Annotated in this window: 25 protein-coding genes, 1 tRNA gene and 1 pseudogene; 7 read left to right on the top strand and 20 right to left on the bottom strand. The window is 71.7% G+C overall.

Annotation, left to right across the window (positions count from 1 at the left end; genetic code table 11):
* Window positions 1–14 precede the first annotated feature (14 nt).
* Window positions 15–218, top strand: coding sequence for a hypothetical protein (locus CRP27_RS09260; RefSeq protein WP_217990720.1), 204 nt, complete (start codon window positions 15–17; stop codon window positions 216–218).
* 105 nt (window positions 219–323) lie between these two features.
* On the opposite strand, the gene CRP27_RS09265 is transcribed toward CRP27_RS09260, so the two are convergent.
* The 10 genes from CRP27_RS09265 to CRP27_RS09310 form a co-directional block, all read right to left on the bottom strand.
* Window positions 324–1,964, bottom strand: a complete 1,641-nt coding sequence (locus CRP27_RS09265) for a SulP family inorganic anion transporter (RefSeq protein ID WP_255257517.1) — start codon at window positions 1,962–1,964, stop codon at window positions 324–326.
* Entirely contained in the window at window positions 1,964–2,641 is a 678-nt protein-coding gene (locus CRP27_RS09270; RefSeq protein ID WP_097180429.1) for a GAP family protein, read from the bottom strand. Before CRP27_RS09270 ends, CRP27_RS09265 begins: the two co-directional genes overlap by 1 nt.
* Window positions 2,638–3,756 carry an AI-2E family transporter gene (locus CRP27_RS09275; RefSeq protein WP_097180430.1) on the bottom strand — a complete coding sequence of 373 codons (1,119 nt, stop codon included), beginning with the start codon at window positions 3,754–3,756 and terminating at the stop codon, window positions 2,638–2,640. The genes CRP27_RS09270 and CRP27_RS09275 overlap by 4 nt, the downstream gene beginning before the upstream one ends.
* A 38-nt stretch (window positions 3,757–3,794) precedes the next feature.
* The gene (locus CRP27_RS09280) at window positions 3,795–5,159 is read right to left on the bottom strand and encodes a hypothetical protein (protein ID WP_097180431.1); all 1,365 of its coding nucleotides are present in this window, start codon (window positions 5,157–5,159) and stop codon (window positions 3,795–3,797) included.
* Window positions 5,156–5,875 (bottom strand): GAP family protein, encoded by a 720-nt coding sequence (locus CRP27_RS09285; protein WP_097180432.1) that lies wholly within the window; start codon window positions 5,873–5,875, stop codon window positions 5,156–5,158. The genes CRP27_RS09280 and CRP27_RS09285 overlap by 4 nt, the downstream gene beginning before the upstream one ends.
* Before the next feature lie 65 nt (window positions 5,876–5,940).
* Window positions 5,941–6,435: a DUF1269 domain-containing protein gene (locus tag CRP27_RS09290; protein ID WP_097180433.1), complete on the bottom strand. Its 495-nt coding sequence runs from the start codon at window positions 6,433–6,435 to the stop codon at window positions 5,941–5,943.
* A 33-nt stretch (window positions 6,436–6,468) separates the two neighbouring features.
* Window positions 6,469–6,969 carry a DUF1269 domain-containing protein gene (locus tag CRP27_RS09295; protein ID WP_097180434.1) on the bottom strand — a complete coding sequence of 167 codons (501 nt, stop codon included), beginning with the start codon at window positions 6,967–6,969 and terminating at the stop codon, window positions 6,469–6,471.
* A 40-nt stretch (window positions 6,970–7,009) separates the two neighbouring features.
* A complete protein-coding gene (locus CRP27_RS09300; protein ID WP_097180435.1) occupies window positions 7,010–7,324 on the bottom strand; it encodes an SHOCT domain-containing protein in 315 nt (104 codons plus the stop codon).
* 9 nt (window positions 7,325–7,333) lie between these two features.
* Window positions 7,334–7,762, bottom strand: coding sequence for a DUF6325 family protein (locus CRP27_RS09305; RefSeq protein ID WP_097180436.1), 429 nt, complete (start codon window positions 7,760–7,762; stop codon window positions 7,334–7,336).
* A 2-nt stretch (window positions 7,763–7,764) separates the two neighbouring features.
* Window positions 7,765–8,160, bottom strand: a complete 396-nt coding sequence (locus CRP27_RS09310) for an SHOCT domain-containing protein (RefSeq protein WP_097180437.1) — start codon at window positions 8,158–8,160, stop codon at window positions 7,765–7,767.
* Window positions 8,161–8,305: 145 nt separating this feature from the next.
* Here CRP27_RS09310 and CRP27_RS09315 point away from each other — a divergent pair, with 145 nt between their 5' ends.
* From CRP27_RS09315 to CRP27_RS09325, 3 genes are read left to right on the top strand one after another with little or no spacing between them, the layout of a single operon-like run.
* Window positions 8,306–9,661, top strand: coding sequence for a DUF1254 domain-containing protein (locus CRP27_RS09315; RefSeq protein WP_097180438.1), 1,356 nt, complete (start codon window positions 8,306–8,308; stop codon window positions 9,659–9,661).
* Window positions 9,658–9,915, top strand: coding sequence for a DUF6458 family protein (locus CRP27_RS09320; RefSeq protein WP_097180439.1), 258 nt, complete (start codon window positions 9,658–9,660; stop codon window positions 9,913–9,915). The genes CRP27_RS09315 and CRP27_RS09320 overlap by 4 nt, the downstream gene beginning before the upstream one ends.
* A gap of 10 nt (window positions 9,916–9,925) precedes the next feature.
* The gene (locus CRP27_RS09325) at window positions 9,926–10,591 is read left to right on the top strand and encodes a GAP family protein (protein ID WP_097180440.1); all 666 of its coding nucleotides are present in this window, start codon (window positions 9,926–9,928) and stop codon (window positions 10,589–10,591) included.
* A gap of 12 nt (window positions 10,592–10,603) precedes the next feature.
* Here CRP27_RS09325 and CRP27_RS09330 read toward each other — a convergent pair whose 3' ends face one another.
* The gene (locus CRP27_RS09330; RefSeq protein ID WP_097180441.1) at window positions 10,604–11,191 is read right to left on the bottom strand and encodes a hypothetical protein; all 588 of its coding nucleotides are present in this window, start codon (window positions 11,189–11,191) and stop codon (window positions 10,604–10,606) included.
* A gap of 130 nt (window positions 11,192–11,321) precedes the next feature.
* Window positions 11,322–11,651, bottom strand: a complete 330-nt coding sequence (locus CRP27_RS09335) for a hypothetical protein (protein WP_141399729.1) — start codon at window positions 11,649–11,651, stop codon at window positions 11,322–11,324.
* A gap of 152 nt (window positions 11,652–11,803) precedes the next feature.
* Between CRP27_RS09335 and CRP27_RS09340 the strand changes: the two are divergent.
* Window positions 11,804–12,172, top strand: a pseudogene (locus tag CRP27_RS09340) (amidohydrolase family protein); the annotation flags it as partial.
* Here CRP27_RS09340 and CRP27_RS09345 read toward each other — a convergent pair.
* The 7 genes from CRP27_RS09345 to CRP27_RS09370 all read right to left on the bottom strand — a co-directional run bounded on the left by CRP27_RS09345 (window position 12,117) and on the right by CRP27_RS09370 (window position 16,921).
* Window positions 12,117–13,034 (bottom strand): arginase family protein, encoded by a 918-nt coding sequence (locus CRP27_RS09345; protein ID WP_097180443.1) that lies wholly within the window; start codon window positions 13,032–13,034, stop codon window positions 12,117–12,119. The pseudogene CRP27_RS09340 and the gene CRP27_RS09345 overlap by 56 nt on opposite strands.
* Window positions 13,035–13,118: 84 nt before the next feature.
* Window positions 13,119–13,370, bottom strand: coding sequence for a hypothetical protein (locus tag CRP27_RS17985; RefSeq protein ID WP_141399730.1), 252 nt, complete (start codon window positions 13,368–13,370; stop codon window positions 13,119–13,121).
* A gap of 274 nt (window positions 13,371–13,644) precedes the next feature.
* Window positions 13,645–14,610, bottom strand: coding sequence for a DUF2332 domain-containing protein (locus CRP27_RS09350; protein WP_097180444.1), 966 nt, complete (start codon window positions 14,608–14,610; stop codon window positions 13,645–13,647).
* Entirely contained in the window at window positions 14,610–14,999 is a 390-nt protein-coding gene (locus tag CRP27_RS18220) for a GNAT family N-acetyltransferase (RefSeq protein ID WP_176505540.1), read from the bottom strand. The genes CRP27_RS09350 and CRP27_RS18220 overlap by 1 nt, the downstream gene beginning before the upstream one ends.
* Before the next feature lie 311 nt (window positions 15,000–15,310).
* Window positions 15,311–15,384, bottom strand: a tRNA-Pro gene (locus tag CRP27_RS09360).
* 134 nt (window positions 15,385–15,518) lie between these two features.
* Window positions 15,519–16,100, bottom strand: a complete 582-nt coding sequence (locus tag CRP27_RS09365) for a hypothetical protein (RefSeq protein ID WP_141399732.1) — start codon at window positions 16,098–16,100, stop codon at window positions 15,519–15,521.
* Window positions 16,097–16,921 carry an endonuclease/exonuclease/phosphatase family protein gene (locus CRP27_RS09370; RefSeq protein ID WP_097180447.1) on the bottom strand — a complete coding sequence of 275 codons (825 nt, stop codon included), beginning with the start codon at window positions 16,919–16,921 and terminating at the stop codon, window positions 16,097–16,099. The genes CRP27_RS09365 and CRP27_RS09370 overlap by 4 nt, the downstream gene beginning before the upstream one ends.
* Before the next feature lie 70 nt (window positions 16,922–16,991).
* On the opposite strand from CRP27_RS09370, the gene CRP27_RS09375 reads away from it, so the two are divergent.
* Complete coding sequence (locus tag CRP27_RS09375) at window positions 16,992–18,464, top strand: hypothetical protein (RefSeq protein WP_097180448.1); 1,473 nt, start codon at window positions 16,992–16,994, stop codon at window positions 18,462–18,464.
* Window positions 18,465–18,527: 63 nt separating this feature from the next.
* Window positions 18,528–20,657, top strand: coding sequence for an ATP-dependent DNA helicase RecQ (locus CRP27_RS09380; protein ID WP_217990721.1), 2,130 nt, complete (start codon window positions 18,528–18,530; stop codon window positions 20,655–20,657).
* 98 nt (window positions 20,658–20,755) lie between these two features.
* Here the strand turns inward: CRP27_RS09380 and CRP27_RS09385 are convergent, their stop codons facing one another.
* On the bottom strand, window positions 20,756–21,628 hold the full coding sequence (locus tag CRP27_RS09385; RefSeq protein ID WP_097180449.1) for an oxidoreductase: 873 nt from the start codon (window positions 21,626–21,628) through the stop codon (window positions 20,756–20,758).
* Window positions 21,629–21,670 lie beyond the last annotated feature (42 nt).

Below are 21,670 nucleotides of genomic sequence, written 5' to 3' on the forward strand. Positions count from 1 at the left end.
CTCCGAGGAGGACGATGATGCGACGCTACGAGGTCCGACTCCCCTACGCGCGCTCCGACACCCTCGCGGCCGCGTTCCCGGAGTTCGAGGTCGTCCAGGTCGCGCCGGCGCAGACCCTCCTGGTCGGCACGCTCCACGACCAGGTCGAGCTGCACGCGCTGCTCGCGCGCATCGCGGATCTCGGCCTCGAGATCTCCGAGATCCGACAGGACGGCTGAAGCCGACGCAGTGGACGGCCGGGAGGCGCGGATCGCGACGTGCGCGCCGGCCGCGATCCGCGCCTCCCGGCCCCACCGCCCCTGCCGGACACGACCGAGCGCGCGTCACTCCGCCACGGACAGTGCCGCGACCGCGGCACGGTTGCTGCCGAAGAACCTGCTGTCGCCGACCAGGTCGAAGTGCTCGAGCTCGGCGCGGGTCGCTGCCCGTGCCCGGCTGAAGGCGACGTCGATGCCCTGGGCCCGGACCCACTCGATCGACTCACCGACGACGTCGGCAGCGGTCGTGTCGATGCCGGTGACCGCCTCGCAGTCGAGCACGAGGTGTCGTGCGCCGTCCGCGACCCCGGCGGTGACCGACGAGCGGACCGCCGCGGCGAACACCTGCGCGTTGCCGAAGAACAGCGGCCCGGCGAACCGGAGGACGACGACGCCCGGCGCGGACGACACCTGCCCGTCGCGCGCGGCCCGGAACGCGTCGACGGGCTCACCGCTCGGGGCGAGGACGTCGACGGGCGGGTTCGCGGCGCTGCGGACGACGTTGACGAGCGACAGGACGAACGCGATGACGACACCGGCGATCGGACCGAGCAGGAGTGCGCCGAGGAAGCACACCGCTGCGACCGCGAACTCGAACCGTCGGAGCTTCCAGAGCCGGGCGAAGTCCCGGATGCCGAGCAGCGGGACGACCGCGACGGCGACGATGGCACCGATGGCCGGCGAGGGGATGTCCTGCAGCAGCGCCGTCCCGAAGCACACCACGAGCAACGCGAGCACGGCGGCGATGACCGTCGGGAGCTGTGTCCGCGACCCGGCTTGGTCCATGGCCGCGGTCCGGGAGGCCGATGACCCGACCGTGAACCCGCCGGTCAGACCCGATCCGAGGTTCGCCGCGGAGAACGCGAACAGATCGCGGTTCGCGTTCTCCGGGTACCCGTGCCGTTCCGCGTACCGGCGGGCGACGAGCAGTCCCTCGGCCATGGCCACGAGCGTGAGGGCGACCGCGCTCGGCACCAGCTGGAGCCACTGGTGCCAGGAGATCTGCGGCCACGTCAGCGTGGGCGGTCCGGCCGGCACCGACCCGAGGACCGACACCCCTCGTTCGTCCAGGTGGAAGAGCACCAGCACGAGGGTCGACGCGACCAGGACCACGAGCGCCCACGGGACCGCACGGACGCGCCGGCCGACCACGAGGACGACGATCGACCCGACCGCGATGGACGTCGACCACGGGTTCACGTGCCCGAGTCCCGCGATGAGTTCACCGAGGCGCGGGACGACGTCGTCACCGCTGTCCACCGTGACGCCGAGCATCTTCGCGACCTGGCTGATCAGGATGTCCAGCGCGAGGCCGCCGACGAACCCGACCAGGATCGGGGCGGACAGGAAGTTCGCCAGGAACCCCAGCTTCAGGACCGCGCACAGTGCGAAGACCACCGCACCGATGAGCGCCTGGGCGAACGCGAGCTGGAGGTAGGACCCACTCCCCGCTGCCGCGAGTCCCGCGAGCGACGACCCGACGAGGGCGGCGGCCGCGGCGTCCGGCGAGGCGACGAGCTGCCGGCTGGACGCGAGGAGGCCGAAGAGCACACCGGGCACGATGAGCGCGTAGAGGCCGGCCGTGGCGGGGAGGCCGGCGATCTGCGCGTACCCGATGTTGAGCGGGATCGCGATCGCGGCGAGCGTCACACCGGAGAGCGCTTCGGTCCGCCACGTGGTGCGGTCGAGCCCTGCCAGGAACCGCATCAGAAGTCCCCGATGCCCTTGCCGATCGTCACGACCCCGATGACGAGCAGCAGGACGGCCATGATCGTGGCGTTGTTGTGGGTCAGCCAGTCGCGGAGCCGCGAGAGCCCGTCGGCCAGGCGGGTGCCGAGCACGAGGAATCCCAGGACCGGGACCCCGACGCTGACGGACGCGATGACGACGAAGACCACCAGGGCACCGACGACCGCCCCCGTCGAGGCACCGGAGGTCCCCACGGACACCCCCGCCGCGACCGCCATCAGCAGGTTCTTCGGGTTCACCGCGGCGAGCAGGAACGCGAGTCCGGCCGCCTTCACCGGGGTGATCGAGTCGATCGCCGTCATCCACGCCGGGGGCGCGGGAGTCGCGCCGTCCGCGGGCCGCCCGCGCCACTGGTGCACGGCGAGGAGGACGAGCAGGACACCGAGCACGATCTTCACGACCCCGACGATCGGTTTCGACGAGTCCGGGTCGCTGGTCGGGATCGCCGAGGCGAGCAGGGTCACGACCACGGCCGCGACCGCGATGCCCACGACCCACCCTGCGAGGAACGCCGTCGCGACCGAACGGGCGCGCGCCGACAGGAGCATCAGGATCGCCGCGATGATCGGGATGGGGCTGATCGCGATCGTCACCGCCTGCGGCAGGAGCTCGCCGATGAGCTGCGCCGCGTTCATCGCCGCACCGTCCCCTGCAGGCCGCTGACGTCGCCGAGCACGGGTCTGATCCACCGGGCGTCCGGGTTGGCGTCGACCAGGAGCGCGCGGACCGCCAGGGTCAACGGGATCGCCAGCACCGCGCCGAGCGGTCCGAGTACCGCCGACCAGAAGACGAGCGAGAGGAACGTGACGGTCTGGTTGAGCGACACCGCCGACCCGACGATGTGCGGCTGCAGCCCGGACTGGATCACGCCGTTGATGACGGCGTAGATGACGATGACGGCGACGGCGTTCCCCCAGCCGTTCGCCAGCAGCGCGAGGACGACCGGCGGGATGATGCCGATCCAGTACCCGATGTTCGGGATGAACCCGGTGATGAACGCCAGCAGGCCCCAGAGCGCGGCGCCGGGCACGTGCAGGACGAGCAGGGCGACGAAGTCCAGCACCGCGACCGCGGCTCCGAGCAGCGCCGTCACGACCATGTAGCGCCGCACGCTCGCCGTGAACGCGTCGAGCGCGTCGACGAGGAGCGGACGAGCCGGACGGAGCCGGCGGGCGATCACCCGGCCGTACCCGGCGTCGAGGGTCATGAAGACGATGAGCGCCAGGACGAGGAACAACCCGACGCCGAGCCCGAACACGCTGCCGACGACACCGGAGACCGCGCCGACGATCCCGGCCGGGTCGAAGCTCCCGAGCAGCGCCTCGACCTGCTGCTGCCCGATCCCGAGCGACGTCAGCCACTGCGCGATCGACTGCTCGAACGCGTGGATCTGGTCGGCGTACTGCGGGAAGAGCGTCGTGAACTGGGCCACGGACACGACCAGTGCCGCGCTGAACCCGACGAGCAGCACGAGGATCACGACGATCACCACCGCGGAGGCGAACGCGCGACCGAGGCCCATCCGTTCCAGCCCCACCCGGACGGGTTGGACGCAGATCGTCACCACGAGCGCCAGCACCGTCGGGCCGATGATCGTCGAGAACTTCGCGCAGCCGATGGCGACCACGACGGCGGCCGCGAGTCCGAGGACGAGACGGAGCCCCGGACCGACCCCACGGTCGGGTGCGGGGCTGCCGCCGGCGCCGGGCCCGGCGACCGCACCGGCCGCACGTGCTCTCCAGAGTCGCATGGGGTCTCCGTCCCGATCGGTTGTGTCTCGCGCCGACGCTACGGTCGAGCCGTCGGCGGCGGGTCGTCTGAAGCGGGTGAGAACACCGCGGGGACCGGCCGCCCGAGCACCTCGACGAGGGCGACCACGACGAGCGCACCGACCAGCGTCCAGACGATCACGGACGGCTCGAGGGGCCGGTGCAGCGCGATGATCGCCGCGGCCCCGAGTGCGACCAGCGTGCGGAGGAGCACCCGACCGCGGTACAGCGCGACCCCGACACCCCCGGTCGTCCAGCCCCGACGGGCGCCGGCGTCCCGGAGCGCCGACGCCGCACGGGTGCAGGCTCCGCGGAGTCGCACGGCGGACCGTGACGATCCGGCGAACCAGGCCACGACGGCGACCGACAGCGCCAGGACCACACCGGCGACCGCAGCGCTGAGCACGAATGCCACGGTGCTGTCGTAGACGACACGTGCGGCGTTCCGCGGCATCAGGTCCGGGGCGAGCGCACGGACGGCGAGGACCCGGCCGACGGCGACCGCGAGGATCGTCGCGACCATCGCCGCGGCGACGCCGACCGCGGCCGCGGTGAGGGCCCGTGCACGTCGACGTGCCATCAGCACGCCGACCGCGACGAACGCGACCACCGCCCACGGCAGCCACGTCGCCGTGAGCTGGACGAGCGTGTAGGCCGTCTGTGCGCGCACGGCGGCGTCCGAGGTGGCGATGACGATGGTCCGGTCGACCGCCGGGATCCGCGACGCGAGGGTGAGCCCGTCGTCGAGCAGGCGTTGCTTCACCGCGGACACGACCGGGCCGAGCTGGATGCCGATCGACCCGTCGGCGGCGATCGTCACGTCCGCGTCCCGGTCACCGCGCAGGGTGGCGTTGACCTGTGTGTGCGCCGTCCTGAGCAGTCGTTCCCAGAGCGTCGCGAACTGCGGAGAGTCCACGAACCGGTGCACCGTCGACGTGATGAGGTTCTCCACGCCCGCCGCCGCCGGCGCCTCGAGCGTGCCGAGTGCGGCCTTCGCCCGGGGCGGCAGGTCGAGGTCGCGGATGCCGTCGAAGACCGTCCCGGTGAGGGCTCGGACGTCGACGTGCTCGTCGACGACAGCGATCGTCTTCGTGGCGACGAAGCTGCGCACCGCCTCGTCGCGCACGAGCGGAGCGTACGTCGCGACGAAGGCGTCGGTGGAGGTCACCTCGCGCCCGGCCCACGACGACAGCACGGCGACCGGGGCCAGGAGCGCCCCGATGGTGATCAGCACCGCGGACGGCACCGCCCATCCCCATCCGCGTCGACTGCGGCCGGTCCCGTGCAGCTGCGCGCGCAGTGCTGCGTTCTCGGCCCGGAGGGCGGCGAGTTCACCGGTCGTGTCCGGGCGGTCCTGGCCGTCGTCGACGTCGGGGGCGCTCATGACAGCAGCCCCGAGATCGCCTTCTGCAGCTGCAGCGCCCCGATGACGAGGATCAGCGCGGCGTTCAGGACGTTCGTGTGGCCGGCGATCCACGTGCGGAGGCCCTGCAGCAGCGGCTCGGCGCGCTCGCCCCGCGCGAGGACGAAGCACACCGGCACGGCGATCGGCGCGATCCCGACGGCGGCGAAGACGACGGCCACGACCGCGCCGGCCCCGAACGTCACGGGAGCGCCGGCGATGTCGATGCCGGCGATGATCGCGCAGGACGCGTCGACGGGGTTGACGGCGAAGATGCCGAACCCGAGTGCCAGCGACCGTGCCGGGGTGAACTCCCCGATCTTCTGCAACCACCCGGGGAGCTGCGGTGCCGCCGCCGCGACCTCGCTCGGGGTCGATGCCGTCGACATCCTCCGGAGGTCCTTGCCGCCCCGGCGGAACACCCAGACGGCCGTGGCGATCAGGCCGAGCGCGATGACGAGCCGGACGAGCGCGGTCCACGTCGGCGTGTTCGGGTCGGGGTGGAAGTCGATGGCGGTGAAGACGGCGACCGACGCGCCGAGGATGACCACGACGGCGAGCGACCAGCCGATCAGGTACGCGACGCCGTTCGCCCGGTTCCGCTTCGACAGGAGTTCGGCGACGAGCGCCATGATCGCGAGCGGGCTGAGGACCATGCCGAGTGCCGGAGCGATCAGTCCGGCGATGAGCGCGGTCATGGCCACGTCCTTCCGATCGGACACGTCGCCGGCACGGGTGCCGGCGACGTGTCAGTGCCCAGGCGTCAACGCGTCCCGGTCATGTCGTGTGCGAGCTCGTGCTCGTCGGCCTCGGACAACGAGGTCTGCACGATCGTGCCGCCGAACCGCGCGAGCGCCTCACCGAACTTGTCCCCGGTGATCTTCGTCGCGTAGATCACGACTGCCGACTGCCCGTCGGCGACCGCGCTCTTGACGCGGTCGCGGAACTCGGCGTTCAACCCGGTCTTGTCGAGCCCGGCGAACAGGGCACCGAGGGCGCCGCCGATCACCAGCCCGAAGAACGGGACGAAGAACAGGAGCCCGAGGAGCGTCCCGAAGAGCGCCCCGCCCGCGACCCCGGCACCGATCTTGCCGGCGGGACCGGGCGTCTCGACGTGGGTCTTGCCCGCGTCGTCGACGTGGACGAGTGCCAGGCCTGCGAGCTCGACGACGAGGTCGTCCTGCAGCAGTTGCACTTCCTCGTAGGCGGCGAGCGCCTTCGCCTCGTCGTCGAACGAGATCACGATGAGATCAGCCATGGTGGTGCCTTCCTTCCGTCTGGTGTGGTTGCGTCACTCGGAGTAGCGGCTGACCCGCACCGGTGACGCGTCGCCGAGGATCCGGTGGGCGGCGTCGACCGTCGCGGCGTCGCCGTGCACGATGACCAGGTAGCGGTCCGCCTTGAGGTCCTCCTCGTACTCGGGGATCTCCTCCTTCGGGACCGCGAGCCCGACGAGTGCGCCGAGGCCTGCACCGATGCCAGCGCCCACCAGGGTGCTGGCGAGCCATCCGGCGGCGGCGACCCAGCCGATGCCGGGCAGCCAGACGAAGCCGAGCAGGAGCCACCCGGTGAGTGCACCCCACAGGGCACCCCACCCGCCGAAGGCACCGGCTTCGTTCCCGCTCGGGATCCAGCCGTGCACCTTCTTCTCGTCCTTGACGCCCTTCCCGACGATGGACACGACGTCCTCGCCGTACCCGCCGTCCTTGAGCGCCTTCGCGGCCTCGAGTGCCTCGTCGCTCGTCGCGAAGACCGCGACCGTCGAGTCCGAGGCTGTCGTCGTTGCTGGCATGGGTGGTTCCCTTCGTTCGGTGGCTGCGTCCGGTCGGACGTCAGCCGGTGATGAGGCGTTGCTTCGCCGCGGTGAACTCCGCATCGTCGAGCAGCCCCTGTTGCCGGAGGCTGCCGAGACGCTCGAGTTCGCTCATGAGGTCGGTACCCTTGCCCGGGGCCGGTGGTGCTGCCGCTGCCGGCGCCGGAGGCTGGACCGGTGGGGCGGGCGGTTGCGCCGCGAGGGCACGCTCCGCGGCGATGCGCTCGCGGCGGCCGGCCATCGCGCCGTCGACCGCCGACGCGGTGCCCGCGACGACAGCAGTGCCGGCGGCGAGGCCGAGGAGACTCGGTCGTCCGAATCGTCGGAAGAGCATGGTCGTCCCCTACCCGATGTGCGCCGCGGCGGCGAGCTCGTTGACGGCGGGAGCGGGGATCCGGACGGTCGCGAGCAACTCGCTGCCGTTCTCGGTGAACCGCTCGGCGAGCGACTTCGCCCAGAGGAGCTCGATGACGACGATCGCCGCGGACCACCCCGGCTGCACCGACTCGGCGACCTGCTCGATGTCCTCGTTGGCGGTCAGCCCTCGTGCCGCCAACTCGACGACGTCGTCGGGGAGCAGGTCCGCGAGGTCGTCGACCTCGCGGACGGCGACCGCTCCGTCCTCGTCGCGGACGACGAGCGCGAAGTCCAGCAGTCGGACCGTCCCCGCTCGTTCGACGTCGCCGAGGGCTCGGAAGACGGCGTCGATCGGGACGTCGGACCGGAACCGGACGACGAACGCCTCGACCGGACCGAACTCGAACCGGACCATCGTCAGGACCGTCCGGCCAGGGCGTTCGTCTTGATCTGGTCGAACTCGGGCTGGGTGATCGTCCCGGCGTCGAGGAGCGTGCGCGCCTTGGCGATCTCGTCCGACGGCGAGGTGCCGGCGACCTGGCGGATGTAGCCCTCGGTGGCGTCCCGGTCGCGCTGGGCGGATCTGGCGCCCCGTTCGGCCATGCCCCGGCCGCGGGCGACGAGGTAGACGAACACGGTGAGGAACGGCACGAACACGAGGAAGAGCACCCAGAGGGCCTTCCACCAGCCGCTGAGCTCGTGGTCGCGGACCAGGTCCGCGATGACGGCGAAGAGCGCCATGAGCGACGCGACGAACGCGAAGCCGAGGAGCGCGTACCAGAGGATCGCCCAGAACGTGGTCCAGAAGTCCATGATCGTTCCCTTCCTGATCGGTTGCGGAAGGTCTACCGCCGGGCTCCGCGGGGCGGCACCACCCCAACCGGGCGATCCGCAGGTGGACCGCGGTTCACCCGCCTGGGGTGACGACCGTCCGTCGCGGAGGGGGTGTCATGCGGGCATGACGACGGCACTCCCACCACGCGACGCGCTCCCCGAGGTCTTCGACGAGCTCGATCACCAGCTCGGTTGCCTGCTCTACCTGTGGGCGCTCCCGATCGTGTCCTACGCCCAGTGGCGGGACCAGCACGAGCGGGTCTTCGGCGCGACCGACCACGACCTCGTGCACTACGTGACGTACCGGGACCGGCTCGGCCTCATCACCGCGAACGCCACGACGCCGTACATCCTCAACTTCTTCGACCTCAGCCGGACCGGCCCACTGGTCATCGAGCTCCCACCGGGCCCGACGGCGGGCGGGGTGTCGGACTTCTGGCAGCGCGAGGTCGGTGCGCTCGGGGAGATGGGGCCGGACGGTGGTCGTGGCGGGACGACCCTCGTGGTGGGCCCGGGCCAGGCCGTCCCCGATCACGCTCCGGACTGGTCCGTGCTGCGGTCCTCCGGGATGAACGTCATGTTCGGCTTCCGGACGCTCGACCCGGACCCCGACGCAGGGCTCGCGCTCGCGCAGCAGGTCCGGGTCCACCCCTTCAGCCAGCACGACGACCCGCCCGAGACCCGGTTGGTGTCACCGGACGGGCGCCCGTGGTCGGGCGACCAGCCGTCCGGTCTGGCGTACTGGGCCCGACTGCACGAGGTCGTCCAGACCGAGGTCGTCGACGAACGCGACCGGTTCTTCCTCGCGATGCTCCGCCAGCTCGGCATCGAGCCGGGCCGGCCGTTCACCCCCGACGCCCGTCTGCAGGCGATCCTGGGACGTGCGGCGGAGGTCGGCGAACGGATGGCGCAGGCGAACACCTTCGCGAAGCGTTTCCCGGACGCCAGGTACTGGCCCGACCGGGCCTGGGACAGCGCCGTGGTGCTCTCGAACTCGGCGCAGCGCGGGCCGTGGTACGACGAACTGCTCGAGCGAGCGTCGTGGTTCTACGAGGCCGTGAGCTTCTCGTCGGCGATGAAGAGCACGACCCCCGGCAAGGGTCAGGCCTACCTCGGCGCCTACACCGACGCCGACGGCGACTGGCTCGAGGGTGGCCGGGCGTACACCCTGACCGTGCCGGCCCCGGTGCCCGCCGCACTGTTCTGGTCGGTCACGGTCTACGACACCGTCACGCGGTGCCTCGTCGACAACGAGCAGCAGCGCGGTGACCGGGGAAGCCGGGACACCGACCTCCGCACCGAGGAGGACGGGTCGGTGGTGCTCGAGTTCGGCCCGACGCCGCCGGCATCCGGCGTGACGAACTGGATCCAGACGATCCCCGGACAGCAGTGGTTCTCGTACCTGCGACTGTACGGTCCGCTGCAGCCGTACTTCGACCGGTCCTGGGTAATCGGCGACATCGAGAAGGTCGACGCATGAGCATCGGCGGCGGCGTCTTCCTCATGGTGGTCGGCGCGATCCTGGCGTTCGCACTGGACTTCACGATCGTCGGCGTCGACATCCAGCTGATCGGCTGCATCCTGCTCGTCGCCGGGTTCCTCGTGCTCGTGCTGGGGATCGTGCTGCGCTTCCGACGCAGGCGTGCCGAGACGACGCTGGTCACCGAGGTCGACCCGGCGACCGGTCAGCGCACGGTGCGTCGCCGCGTCGACGAGGACGACGCCGAGTACTGACCGTCGGTCGATGCTCGTCGTCCTCGGCCAGGTCCTCCCCTTCGCCGTCGCCGGCGCCCTGAGCTCGGTCCCGGTCGTCGCCGTGCTGACGCTGCTCCTCGGCCGGCCGGGCCGCCTCCCCGCGGTGCTGTTCGCGTGCGGCTACGTGGTCGGCGTGTTCGGGGTGACCCTCGCCGCACAGACACTGTTCCGGTCCGCCCTCGTGCCGCCCCGGCACGTCGGAGCGGAGCCCGGCATCGGCGTGGCGGAGATCGTCCTCGGCGTCGCGTGCGTCGCCGTCGCCGTCGTTCCACGTCGGAGGGCGACGGGTACCCCCCGCGCGGCCGCGCTCCTGACACGGGTGCTCGGGACCGTACCCCCGGCGGTCACGGCACTCCTCGGGGTCGCGCTCGCGTTCCGCGCGAAGGCGCTCCTGCTCGCTTCCGGTGTCGGCATGGCCCTCGCGTCCGCGCACCTGGCGTTCGCGCAGGACCTCGCGCTGCTCGCGTTCGACGCCGTGGCCTCGGCCAGCACCGTGGCCGTGCCGATCGCACTCGCGTTCGGCCGCTCCGACGGCGGTCGCGCCCGCCTCGAGGCCGTGCGGGCGTGGATCGCGCGCAACGCCCGGACAGTGACCGTCGTCGTCCTGCTCCTCATCGGCGCCGTGCTCGTCGGGGACGGCCTCGGGCGGTTCTGACGACGCAGTGGCTCAGTCGTCGCCGAGGTCGATCGCACCGAGGAGCACGGCCGCCGCTGCGACGAGCGACACGCCCACGAACACGGCCCCGACCACGACCTGCGCCGACTCGACCGACTCCACCGGCACGAGCACGAGCACGAGCCCGAGCACCGACAGGGTCAGTGCGAGCGCGAACCAGCACTGCCGCCCCGGGGAGGTGGCGTCGACCTGCGCCACGGCGAAGTATCCCACGGACGCCCCGAGGAACCCGATCCCCGTCGCGACGAGCAGACCGCGCGCGTCCACGGTCGGAGCGAGTCCCAGCCACAGGCCCGCTGCGACACCGGCAACGCCGCCGGACAGCACGAGCGGGTCCCGGCTGCCCCCGACGGACACCACGCGTCTGCTCGTCACCCCGACCACGGTCCAGACACCCGTCACGGCCACCAGGACGCCGAGGAACCGGAAGGACACCGGCGAACCCGGGACCACCACGAGGGTGCCGAACCCGGCGACCAGCCCGACTGCCGACTGCAGCCAGGCGGCGGCACGAGCCAGCGACGGGAGCGGCAGCTCCCGTCTCCTCGCTGGCTGTTCCCCGCCGACGATCGGCTCCATGCAGGAAGCGTGCGCCCGGCGCGTCGAGGCGGCGTCGCCCGGTCCAGGTGAACTCGAGCGGGAACGGAGCAGCTGGGGCCGACGCCCCTGGCGTCCGCGGGACAGGGGGGTTCCTGCTTCGTACGGGCTCTCAGGGGGTGAGGGCGATCTCGGTCGCGCGGGCGAGCACGTCGAGTGGTTCCGACGCGTCGGTGACGAAGACCGTGATGACCGTCGACCAGTGGACGCCGCTGAGGACCGCGACTGCTCCTGCGGTCGATGCGTCGACGAGAACGGTCCCCGCGGTCGTCCATCCATCCGGCACCGATGTGCGGAAGGACCGGGCAGTTCCACGGCTGGCTGCGGTGAGTAGCGCTTCTCGGTAGACACTGTGCGCCGGCTCGTCGAGGGCGTCGCCGAGGAACGCAGCAGTGATGTCGTGGCAGGCCTGCCGGGCGGTCGTCGTACGCGTCGTCGTCACGCGGTCGCCCAGCGCAGCGAGCCCGGCATCGACACTGCTGTCGCCTCGCGGACCCACGTGTCCGGGCGCGGCTCGACGACCAGTGGACCGCGACACTCGAGAGCAGCTACGACCGGTTCCCGAGCGGGGACCTCGAAGCGGTTCTCGCATCGGTCCGTGCGCTCAACGACGCCGGGGTGGACATCCTGGTCGGCACCGACGTGTCCTTCCCACTCCCCACGTTCGGCGGGATGGCACACGGCGCCAGTGTCCACCACGAACTCCAGCTCCTCGTCCGCGCGGGGCTCACCCCCGTCGAGGCGCTCCGAGCGGCGACGTCCGTCCCCGCGCGGCGGTTCGGTCTCACCGACCGCGGTCGGATCGCAGAAGGCCTCCGGGCTGATCTCGTCCTCGTCGACGGGGATCCGACCTCCGTCATCTCCGACACGCTCGCGATCCGGCAGGTCTGGCGGCGGGGGACCGTGCTCACCCCGCAGGAGGCCGCAGTCGCTCGCTCCCGAGCTCACCGAGGCCGACAGTGAGGGCGGCCGTCACGAGACGTGCATGCGTGCCGTCGGGGTCGAGGTCAGGGTCGTAGACCGTGACCGAGGCGCCGACGGCGCGCGGTGCGAGGCCACGGAGCAGCTCGATCAGCTCCTCCGGCGTGCAACCACCAGGGTCCGGACTGTCGACCGCGGGCATCACCGACGGGTCGAGCACGTCGACGTCGACCTGCAACCAGTAGCCGGCAGCACCCGCTGTCGTCCGCAGGGCATCGACGACGGCAGCGGTGCCGCGACCGCGCCACTCGGACGTCGGGACCACCGCTCCGACCACGGTGCGGACCTCCGCGAGTTCGGCGTCGTCGTCACGGCAGCCGACGTGTGCAGTCCGTGCGGGCTCGAAGTACGGGCCGGCGCCGTCGATGTCGGACACGGCTGGCCAGTGGAGCCCGACAGCGGCGGCCAGGTCCTCCCCCGCGACGCTCGCGCAGCCGTCGCTGTTGCCCGGGTGCCGGAAGTCGGTGTGCCCGTCCACGTGCACCAGCCCGACACCGCCACGTCGCTTCATCGCCAGGCCAGCCCCGAGGAGCACGCTGCAGTCTCCACCGATGACCAACGGCGCAGCCCCGGTGGCCAGGACCGCTTCGATGCGGTCCGCGAGCCGCCGCGCATGATCGACCATCGCGCCCTGGTTCCGCACGACACCCGGGCTGCGGGTCGCGTCGTCGTCGACGTACCGGCCAGGGAGGACGACGCCGGCGTCGGTGGCTCCCCGCTCGGTGAACCAGCGGAAGAGCCCGGCTTCTCGGAGCGCCTCAGGTGCTTTCGCCACGCCGGGGACCGCACCGGGCTCTGGTGGCCGCAGGCCGAGGTTGGTCGGGGCCGAGACGAGCGCGATCACCCCACCGAGTCTTCCAGAACGGATCCGCTCTTCCTCGGACAGAGTGAACACGACGGCCGATCGCGACGGGACGCGGCCGATCCACTACCGGGACGGGTTGCACGGTTCGCGTTTGGCTGCTCGAACGGCCAACGAGATGTTGGCACCCCAGCAGACGGCCCCGATCAGGATCAGTCCGACTCCGACCCAGATCGCGATCGCGTCACCGGACGACGCACTGCCGACGATCACAGCGATTCCGGTCAAGACGAGAGTCCCACTCAGCAGGTCGAGCAGTACCTGAGTCCACGATCGCCCCGTTCCTTCGAGGCCGAAGGTCTCGCGTGGAGTGCGCATGACTGGAGGGTACGCAGCCCGCTCGCTTCTGGTGCGTCGCCGGTGCGGTGGCCCGCTCACCATCGGCTGTCGGGACGGATCGGTACGACACGTCGTCCACGCGCGAGTCGGGCTTCCCGGATGGGGGATGCATCATGAAAGCCGGGCGCTCGCCCCGCTGTCCGATTGCCGGTCCACCGAGAAGTCGCCCGGCACGCAGCGACGTGTGAGCAGGTTCACTCGGTGTCGTGATCAGGTCCCGTTCGACGATCGATCACCGGAGCACGCTGACCTGTCAGGGGACGTCGAGAGCGTGGAAGAACTGACCGTGCGGGCCGACGATGGCGACGGGTGTGCCGTTGACCGCCAGGACGGTGCCGTTGTCGGCGTTCGCCGGTAGCTGCGTGGCGACTTCCGGCACTACCGACTTGCCCTCGTTACTGATCCACACGGCACCGCTCGCGCGCACCTTGCCGACGAACGACTCGCGCGCCTCCGGACTCAGGTACACGAGCACGGCGCTGTGGAACACGACCAACGTCGCGTCGGCCGGCGCTTGCGCAACGACCTCCTCGAACGCTTCGTTCAGGTCACCGGCCACCAGCAGCGGTCGTTCTTCCGCGACGACGGATGCCGCCGCATGCAGGTGCCGGCGGCGCTCGTCGTGCTCGGGCCAGACAAGTGTTTCCAGCCATTCACGTGACGCCGGATCCGCAACGTCGAGCGGGTTGAGGTCAATGCCGGCACGCCATACGATCTCGGGGAGGCGCGTCGGAGCCGAAGGCCCGCGTAGCTCGGTCTCGAGCACGACATCGCTGCGGCTTTCCGGTGCCAGTTCGTCGACTCCGCTCTCGGTGGTGAAGCGGTAGGCGTACTTGTCCGGGTACAGGCACAGTCCCGCTGACGCACCGACTTCGAGCAGGGCGATCGGCCCAGGGATCTTCGCCAGCTCGGGCACGAGCACGGCACACCGGCGGACTTCGTTCGTCTGCGTCGCGTGGGTGAGCGCCACCCCGCGGATCGAGTCCCACCTGGCAACGAACTCGCTCCGTGCCTCGCGATAGGGCGCAAGAGGCACACCGGCCATCCGGGCCGAAGCGAAGACGAGGTTCGGTTGCCGTTTCGCTGCGGGGAGCCCGTCGACCAGCTCCAGGATCTCCTCATCGGCCGCGACACCGGTCGCCCAGTCGAAGTACAGGTCCGAGACACCGCGCGCTTCGACCTCCGCCCACGCCGAGTACTTCTCGCCAGTCGTGCCCATCAGCGGGTCAGGCGGACGACAGGAAGCCGGACTGGACCGATTGACTCCTCTTTCGCCTCACTGTCGCGCGTGAATCCGTTCCGCCGGTAGAACGCTTCTGCTCGAGGATTGTCCTCAGCCATCCAGAGGTAGGCCGCGTCGTCTCCGACCGCGGCCTCGAGGAGCCGCTGCCCGACGCCGGTTCCGTGTGCGGAGGCCAGCACGTAGATACCTTCGAGTTCACGTGGGCGAACGGCGTCGGAGTCTCTTCCCGGACCCGCTGACGCCCAGCCGATGATCTCCTCCTCGTCGAGCGCGACGAACACGTCCGTGGTTTCGTCGGCGATGATCGTGATCCACCCGGACTCCCGCCGTTGAACATCGAGCGACGCGAGGAAGTCCGCTGGCATCAGGTGCGCGTACGCCTCGCGCCATGCCTGCACGTGGACGGCAGCGATGCCGGCAGCATCCCCGGTGCGCGCGGCGCGGACGATGGTGTCTCCCATCAGGACACCGTAACGCCGCCTGCCCCTCCGAACGGCGGGATCGGCAGCGTCGCGCCGTGTTCGCTCCGCCGAGACTGACGCAGTCTCCGGAGCGCCAAGCAGCACGCTGGCTCGGCGACGTTCCGAAAACACGCCGAAGCCGCGAGGGCGGGGGACTTGCGGCTCGGCAGACACAAAAGCCCCGACGGGACCATGGTCCCATCGGGGCTTCTCGGTCGGGCTGACAGGATTTGAACCTGCGACCCCTTGACCCCCAGTCAAGTGCGCTACCAAGCTGCGCCACAGCCCGCGAGCCCCGAGGAGCTCACGTCGCCCGCGTCCGACCGGAGCGCGGAGCAACCCGACCAGCATAGCGGACGCCGGACCCCTCCCGCGCCACGGCGCGTCGCACCGAGCACGACGAGCCCGACCGACACGACGACGTCACCCCGGCCCGACCACCGACCGCCGCGCCGCCAACCACGGCAACCCGAACCCGGCGAGCACTCCCCCGAGCCCGTCCGCCGCCAGGTCCCCGATCGTGTCGACGTACCCGACGAAGATCGCCGAGTCCACGTACGTGTGCCCCGCCCACTCCCCGATCTCCCACACGGCTCCGATGCCGAACGCCGCGACCGTCGTCACCACGACGACGACCCCGAGCGGCGAGTCCGTCGCGGGTCGCACGACCCGCAGGTCGGCGGCGATCACGGACGCGACCGCCGCGAGCAGCCCGGTCAGCAGCACGTGCACGAGCTTGTCCCACAGGAACACCGAGGTGTACCACTCCAGCACGCTCGACCACCCGGCGACGAGCACGAGCACGCACACGAGCACGTCGAACGCCGGCCGCAGCCCGAGCATCCGCGGCACGACGACCCCGAGCAGGCACAGCGCCATCACCGGGAACGCGGTCCCGCCCCACCCGATCGTCGCGACGACGAGGCTCACAAGCGTCAGTCCGCGCACCACGTCGGCGACGAGGAACCGCGGCCGCAGGAACGTCGGCCCGAGCGTGCCGATCACGACGCCCACCGCACGACCGCGTGCACGGCCGCGTGGTCGGACGGCCACACCCCACCCGGCTTCCGGTCCGACACAGCGACGCGTTCGACGGTCGCCTCCGCCGTCACGAGGACGCCGTCGATGCGCCGGTCCCCGACACGCGGCGTCGCGTAGTGCGGGTACGTCCCGTACGGCTCGGTCACCGGCCTGGAGGCGCGACCCCAGCTGTCGACGACGCCCGCCTCCGCCAGGGCTCGCCAGGGGGCGGAGCCCACCCCGCAGTTCCAGTCCGCCATCACGACGGCGGGCAGGCCGCGTTCCCGGACGAGCCGCCCGAGCAGTTCGGCGGACCGCCGCCTGGCCCACGGCGAGACGACGTCGAGATGGGTGGCGAGGGCGGTGAAGGACACGCCCGTGGCACGGTCGCGGACGACGGCGCCGACGACGTGTCGCGGGAACGCGGTGGCCCAGCTCCGGGAGCCCGGCCGGTGCGGCGTCCGCGACAGCGCCCACGACCGTCGCTCGACGACCTCGAGTCTCGACCGGTCCAGGAACAGGCCCACCTGCTCCCCGCCCCCGCGCGGTCCGCGCCCGACGAGGACGGGTTCCCAACGCGACCCGAGGGCGGCCGTGAGGTCCGCCGACTGCGCGGGCAGTGCCTCCTGGACGGCGAGGACGGTTGGCGCTTCGGAGGTGACGAGCGCGACCACCGCGTCCCGCCGTCGTTCCCACGCGTCGGGGTGTCCGGCCGGGCGCGGCACGCGACGGCGGACGTTCAGCGTCATGCAGTGCACGTCGGGCGGCTGCACCGCGCCGATGAGCGGGCGGTCGTCCTCGGGCATGCCTCCCTTCTACGAGACGACACCCGTCGGATTCCCAGGGACCTCTCCGGACGGCTCGTAGGGTGGCCCGATGCGTTCCGGTCCCACCTCCCGTGTCCTCCTCGCACTCGCCGCCACCGGACTGCTGCTCGGGGCCGCCGGCTGCACGGCGGACCAGCACACGCCGGCGCGCCCGACCCTCGCGAAGGCGACCGCCGACACCGTGACGGTGGCCGCGCAGTCCGACGCCGCGGAACGCTCCGTCCGGGTCAGCCGTGCCCTGTTCGCGACCGCGCCCGGCGCGGTCGTCGCGCCGGCCGACGACGCGGCAGCGGTCCGTGCCGCGGCGAGCGCCGCCGAGGCCGCGCACGTCCCGGTCCTGCTCGCCGGGAAGGACGCCGCTCCCGTCGGCCGCGAGCTGCACCGGCTCGGTGCCGACTGGTACCAGGCCGAGGGCGACGTGTCGGTCGACACCGACGTGCCGGAGCGGGACGCACCGGACCGGGGCGACGCGCCGGAGTCGAGCCGAGCCTCCAGGCAGGCCACCGTCGTCGTGGCGGACGCGAGCGCCGACGCCGCGGTCGTGGCGACGGCGAAGGCAGCAGGGGCCCGCGTCGTGGTGATGCCGGACGGGGTGACCGACCCGGCGGCGGCGTCCGGCGTGGTCCGTGCGCTGCACGAGGAGCGCGACCACCCGACGGTGCTCGCCGGTGCCGCGTTCGACGCGCTCGGTGACCCGGAGTGGGCCGTCCGTGCGGCGGAGAACGGCTGGCAGCTGCCGAACGGCGGGCAGCGGCCGTTCGACGGGCACCGGTACGTGGCCCTGTACGGCGCACCCGGAGCACCGGCACTCGGCGTGCTCGGGGAGCAGGACCCCGCGGCGACCGTGGCGCGGGCGAAGTCCGTCGCGGCCGGGTACCGCGGGTTGAGCAGCACGCCGATCACGCCCGCGATGGAGGTCATCGCGACCGTCGCGGCCGGGGACGCCGGCGCGGACGGGGACTACTCGACCGAGCTGCCGGTGAAGACCCTCGAACCGTACGTGGATGCCGCGCACGATGCCGGGATGCCCGTCATCCTCGACCTGCAGCCGGGGCGCTCGGACTTCCTGTCGCAGGCGAAGCGGTACGAGTCCCTGCTCGCGAGACCCGGGGTGTGGCTCGCGCTCGACCCGGAGTGGCGACTCACGAAGGACCAGGTCCCCCTCAAGCAGATCGGCAGCGTCACGGCGTCCGAGGTGAACGAGGTCTCGTCGTGGCTGGCGTCGCTCGTGCGGTCGAAGGGGCTGCCGCCGAAGGCGTTCGTGCTGCACCAGTTCCGGCTGTCGATGGTCCAGGACCGTTCGGCGCTCGAGTCGCACCCCGAGCTGGACATGCTCATCCACGTCGACGGGCAGGGGTCGCAGCCCGACAAGCAGGCGACGTGGAAGGCGCTGCACGACGGTGCGCCGGAGGGCGTGCACTGGGGCTGGAAGAACTTCTACGACGAAGACCAGCCGATGCTGTCGCCACAGCAGACGATGGCGGACGTGTCGCCGACGCCGTCGCTGATCACGTACCAGTAGGGGTTTTCCACAGCCTGGAGGCGCGACCCGCGTTTCGTCGGTCGGTGCTGACAGCATGGGGGCATGGAAACCACCGCCCTGCCTTCTGCAGACATCGCCGCCGAGGCACAGCAGGCGCTCGCTGCGCTCACGGGGCGGCCCGACGCGGTCTTCCACCCCGGTCAGCTCGAGGCGATCTCCGCCCTCGTCGAACACCGGCAGCGCGCCCTCGTCGTGCAGCGCACCGGGTGGGGCAAGTCCGCCGTGTACTTCCTCGCGACGCTGCTGCTGCGCCGGCGTGGGGGCGGCCCGACGGTGCTCGTGTCCCCGCTGCTCGCCCTCATGCGCGACCAGGTCGCCGCTGCTGCGCGTGCCGGCGTCCGCGCGGTGTCGATCAACTCCGCGAACGCACACGAGTGGGGCGAGACCCAGGCGGCACTCGCCCGCGACGAGGTCGACGTGCTGCTCGTCTCCCCCGAACGACTCAACAACCCGAAGTTCCGCGACGAGCAGATGCCGACGTTGATCGCCCGGATGGGGATGCTCGTCGTCGACGAGGCACACTGCATCTCCGACTGGGGCCACGACTTCCGACCGGACTACCGTCGGCTCGCCGAACTCATCCGGTCCCTCCCGCACGGCGTGCCCGTGCTGGCGACCACCGCGACGGCGAACGAACGCGTGGTCGAGGACGTCGCCGAGCAGCTCACCGCCGGCCCGGCCGACCCGGTCTTCACGATCCGCGGCTCGCTGGCGCGGGCGTCGCTCCGGCTCGGCGTCCTCACGCTCCCCGATGCCCGGCAGCGCCTCGGGTGGTTGCTGGCGCACCTCGGCGACCTGCCCGGCAGCGGCATCATCTACACGCTCACCGTCTCAGCGGCCGAGGACATCGCCCGGCTCCTGCGCGAGAACGGGTACGCCGTCCGCGCGTACACCGGGCGCACCGACACCGAGGAACGCGAGCAACTCGAACAGCAGCTGAAGGGCAACGAGCTGAAGGCGCTGGTCGCAACGAGTGCGCTCGGGATGGGGTTCGACAAGCCCGACCTCGGGTTCGTCGTCCACGTCGGCGCACCGTCCTCCCCCGTCGCGTACTACCAGCAGATCGGCCGTGCGGGGCGTGCCACCGACAACGCCGACGTGCTCCTGCTGCCCGGGCGTGAAGACCGCGAGATCTGGCAGTACTTCGCCAGCGCCTCGATGCCGACGGAAGCCCGGGCCTCCGCCGTGCTCAGCGCCCTCTCCACCGACACGGCCATGTCGACCGTCGCGCTCGAGGGTCTCGTCGACATCAAGCGCTCCACCCTCGAGCTCCTGCTCAAGGTGCTCGACGTCGACGGTGCCGTGCGCCGCGTCACCGGTGGCTGGGTGTCGACCGGGCAGCCGTGGGAGTACGACGCGCCACGCTACGAGCGCGTCGCCGCGGCGCGCGCTGCCGAGGCCGCGTCGATGCTCGACTACGAGACGACCTCGCAGTGCCGCATGCAGCTCCTGCAGCAGGACCTCGACGACCCGTCGGCCGAACCCTGCGGTCGGTGCGACAACTGCGCGGGCGCGTGGTTCCCGACCGCCGTCTCCGACTCCGACTCGTCGGGGGCGGCCGCTGCGCTGGACAAGGTGGGCGTCGAGATCGCTCCGCGTGCGCAGTGGCCCTCGGGCATGTCGGCGCTCGGCGTCCCCGTCCGCGGGAAGATCGGCCCCGACGAGCTCGCGCAGCCCGGCCGGGCCGTCGCCCGCCTGACCGACCTCGGGTGGGGCGGCCCCCTGCGGGCGCTCTTCGCATCGACCACCGCAGACGCCCCGATCTCCCGCGAGCTCGTCGACGGCTGCGTCCGTGCGCTCAAGGACTGGCCGTGGGAGACCCGGCCGACCGGGGTCGTGGCGATGTCGTCCCGGTCACGGCCGGAGCTCGTCGGGTCGTTGGCGCAGGCGTTGTCGTCGATCGGGCGGCTGCAGTTCCTCGGGACGCTCGGCCGGAGCGGCGGAACGCCCCGAGGCGACGGCGCGACGAACAGCGCCTACCGGTTGTCCGGCGTGTGGGACACCTTCGTGGTCGATCCCGAGCTCGCCGCCGCGCTGCAGTCGCACGAGGGGCCGGTGCTGCTCGTCGACGACCTCGTGGACAGCCGGTGGTCGATGACCGTGGCGGGCCGGGAGCTCCGACGTGCCGGAGCCTCGGCCGTGCTGCCGTTCGCGCTCGCCACGGTCGCCTGACCCGGGGCCACTCGGTCGCCTGACCTGCGTCGCACGGTCTGTTCGACACCGCACGCGTCGATCGAATAGTGCGGTGTCGAACAGGTGGTGCTCCCGCGTCAGGCAGCGCCGATCGCGTCCAGTTCGGCCACCGCATCCGCCGGCAACGCGAAGCCGGCCGACGCGACGTTGTCGCGGAGGTGCGCCACCGACGAGGTCCCCGGGATGAGCAGCATGTTCGGTGACCGCTGCAGGAGCCACGACAGCGCCACGGTCAGCCGTGACACCCCGAGTCGCTCGGCGACGGCGTCGAGTGCACCGGACTGCAGCGGCGAGAAGCCCCCGAGCGGGAAGTACGGCACGTAGGCGATACCCTGCGCCGCCGTCAGGTCGACGAGCGCCTCGTCCTCGCGACGGGCCACGTTGTACATGTTCTGCACGCACACGACCGGGGCGATCGACTGGGCCTCGGCGAGCTGCTCGGCGTTCACGGTCGACAGCCCCAGGTGCTTGATGAGCCCCTGCTGCTGCAGTTGGGCGAGCGCCTCGAACTGCGGTGCGAGGCTGCCCGGCTCGGGCGCGTCGAAGCCGCCCACGCGGAGGTTCACGACGTCGAGCTGCTCGAGCCCGAGGTTGCGGAGGTTGTCGTGCACCTGCGCGACGAGCTCGTGGGGTTCTCGGGCGTGCGGCCACCCACCCTCGGCATCGCGACGCGCGCCGACCTTCGTGACGATGTGGAGTCCGTCGGCGTACGGATGCAGTGCCTCGTGGATGACCTGGTTCGTGACGTGCGGGCCGTAGAAGTCCGCCGTGTCGATGTGCGTGATGCCGAGTTCGACCACGGTGCGGAGGACGCGGATCGCCTCGGCTCGGTCGGTGGGCGGTCCGAAGACACCCGGGCCGGCGAGCTGCATGGCGCCGTACCCGACGCGGGTGAGTTCGAGGTCGTCGGCGAGGCGGTAGGTGCCGCCGGGGAGTGTCGTGTCGGTCATGTCCACCACGATGCACCGGTCACCGGGCAACGGGCAGGTCCC

The sequence above is a fragment of the Curtobacterium sp. 314Chir4.1 genome, from assembly GCF_900215175.1.
GTDB lineage: Bacteria > Actinomycetota > Actinomycetes > Actinomycetales > Microbacteriaceae > Curtobacterium > Curtobacterium pusillum_A.

What these genes read in the sequence shown, in the direction of transcription:
- CRP27_RS09325 (WP_097180440.1), top strand. Translation starts at nt 9,926, where the DNA reads ATGCTCGTCGTCCTCGGCCAGGTCCTCCCCTTCGCCGTCGCCGGCGCC.
- CRP27_RS17985 (WP_141399730.1), bottom strand. Translation starts at nt 13,370, where the DNA reads ATGCGCACTCCACGCGAGACCTTCGGCCTCGAAGGAACGGGGCGATCG.
- CRP27_RS09315 (WP_097180438.1), top strand. Translation starts at nt 8,306, where the DNA reads ATGACGACGGCACTCCCACCACGCGACGCGCTCCCCGAGGTCTTCGAC.
- CRP27_RS09310 (WP_097180437.1), bottom strand. Translation starts at nt 8,160, where the DNA reads ATGGACTTCTGGACCACGTTCTGGGCGATCCTCTGGTACGCGCTCCTC.
- CRP27_RS09285 (WP_097180432.1), bottom strand. Translation starts at nt 5,875, where the DNA reads ATGACCGCGCTCATCGCCGGACTGATCGCTCCGGCACTCGGCATGGTC.
- CRP27_RS18220 (WP_176505540.1), bottom strand. Translation starts at nt 14,999, where the DNA reads ATGCCAGCGGACTTCCTCGCGTCGCTCGATGTTCAACGGCGGGAGTCC.
- CRP27_RS09300 (WP_097180435.1), bottom strand. Translation starts at nt 7,324, where the DNA reads ATGCTCTTCCGACGATTCGGACGACCGAGTCTCCTCGGCCTCGCCGCC.
- CRP27_RS09380 (WP_217990721.1), top strand. Translation starts at nt 18,528, where the DNA reads ATGGAAACCACCGCCCTGCCTTCTGCAGACATCGCCGCCGAGGCACAG.
- CRP27_RS09295 (WP_097180434.1), bottom strand. Translation starts at nt 6,969, where the DNA reads ATGCCAGCAACGACGACAGCCTCGGACTCGACGGTCGCGGTCTTCGCG.
- CRP27_RS09385 (WP_097180449.1), bottom strand. Translation starts at nt 21,628, where the DNA reads ATGACCGACACGACACTCCCCGGCGGCACCTACCGCCTCGCCGACGAC.
- CRP27_RS09270 (WP_097180429.1), bottom strand. Translation starts at nt 2,641, where the DNA reads ATGAACGCGGCGCAGCTCATCGGCGAGCTCCTGCCGCAGGCGGTGACG.
- CRP27_RS09275 (WP_097180430.1), bottom strand. Translation starts at nt 3,756, where the DNA reads ATGCGACTCTGGAGAGCACGTGCGGCCGGTGCGGTCGCCGGGCCCGGC.
- CRP27_RS09260 (WP_217990720.1), top strand. Translation starts at nt 15, where the DNA reads ATGATGCGACGCTACGAGGTCCGACTCCCCTACGCGCGCTCCGACACC.
- CRP27_RS09350 (WP_097180444.1), bottom strand. Translation starts at nt 14,610, where the DNA reads ATGGGCACGACTGGCGAGAAGTACTCGGCGTGGGCGGAGGTCGAAGCG.
- CRP27_RS09305 (WP_097180436.1), bottom strand. Translation starts at nt 7,762, where the DNA reads ATGGTCCGGTTCGAGTTCGGTCCGGTCGAGGCGTTCGTCGTCCGGTTC.
- CRP27_RS09320 (WP_097180439.1), top strand. Translation starts at nt 9,658, where the DNA reads ATGAGCATCGGCGGCGGCGTCTTCCTCATGGTGGTCGGCGCGATCCTG.
- CRP27_RS09280 (WP_097180431.1), bottom strand. Translation starts at nt 5,159, where the DNA reads ATGAGCGCCCCCGACGTCGACGACGGCCAGGACCGCCCGGACACGACC.
- CRP27_RS09265 (WP_255257517.1), bottom strand. Translation starts at nt 1,964, where the DNA reads ATGCGGTTCCTGGCAGGGCTCGACCGCACCACGTGGCGGACCGAAGCG.
- CRP27_RS09370 (WP_097180447.1), bottom strand. Translation starts at nt 16,921, where the DNA reads ATGCCCGAGGACGACCGCCCGCTCATCGGCGCGGTGCAGCCGCCCGAC.
- CRP27_RS09375 (WP_097180448.1), top strand. Translation starts at nt 16,992, where the DNA reads ATGCGTTCCGGTCCCACCTCCCGTGTCCTCCTCGCACTCGCCGCCACC.
- CRP27_RS09330 (WP_097180441.1), bottom strand. Translation starts at nt 11,191, where the DNA reads ATGGAGCCGATCGTCGGCGGGGAACAGCCAGCGAGGAGACGGGAGCTG.
- CRP27_RS09290 (WP_097180433.1), bottom strand. Translation starts at nt 6,435, where the DNA reads ATGGCTGATCTCATCGTGATCTCGTTCGACGACGAGGCGAAGGCGCTC.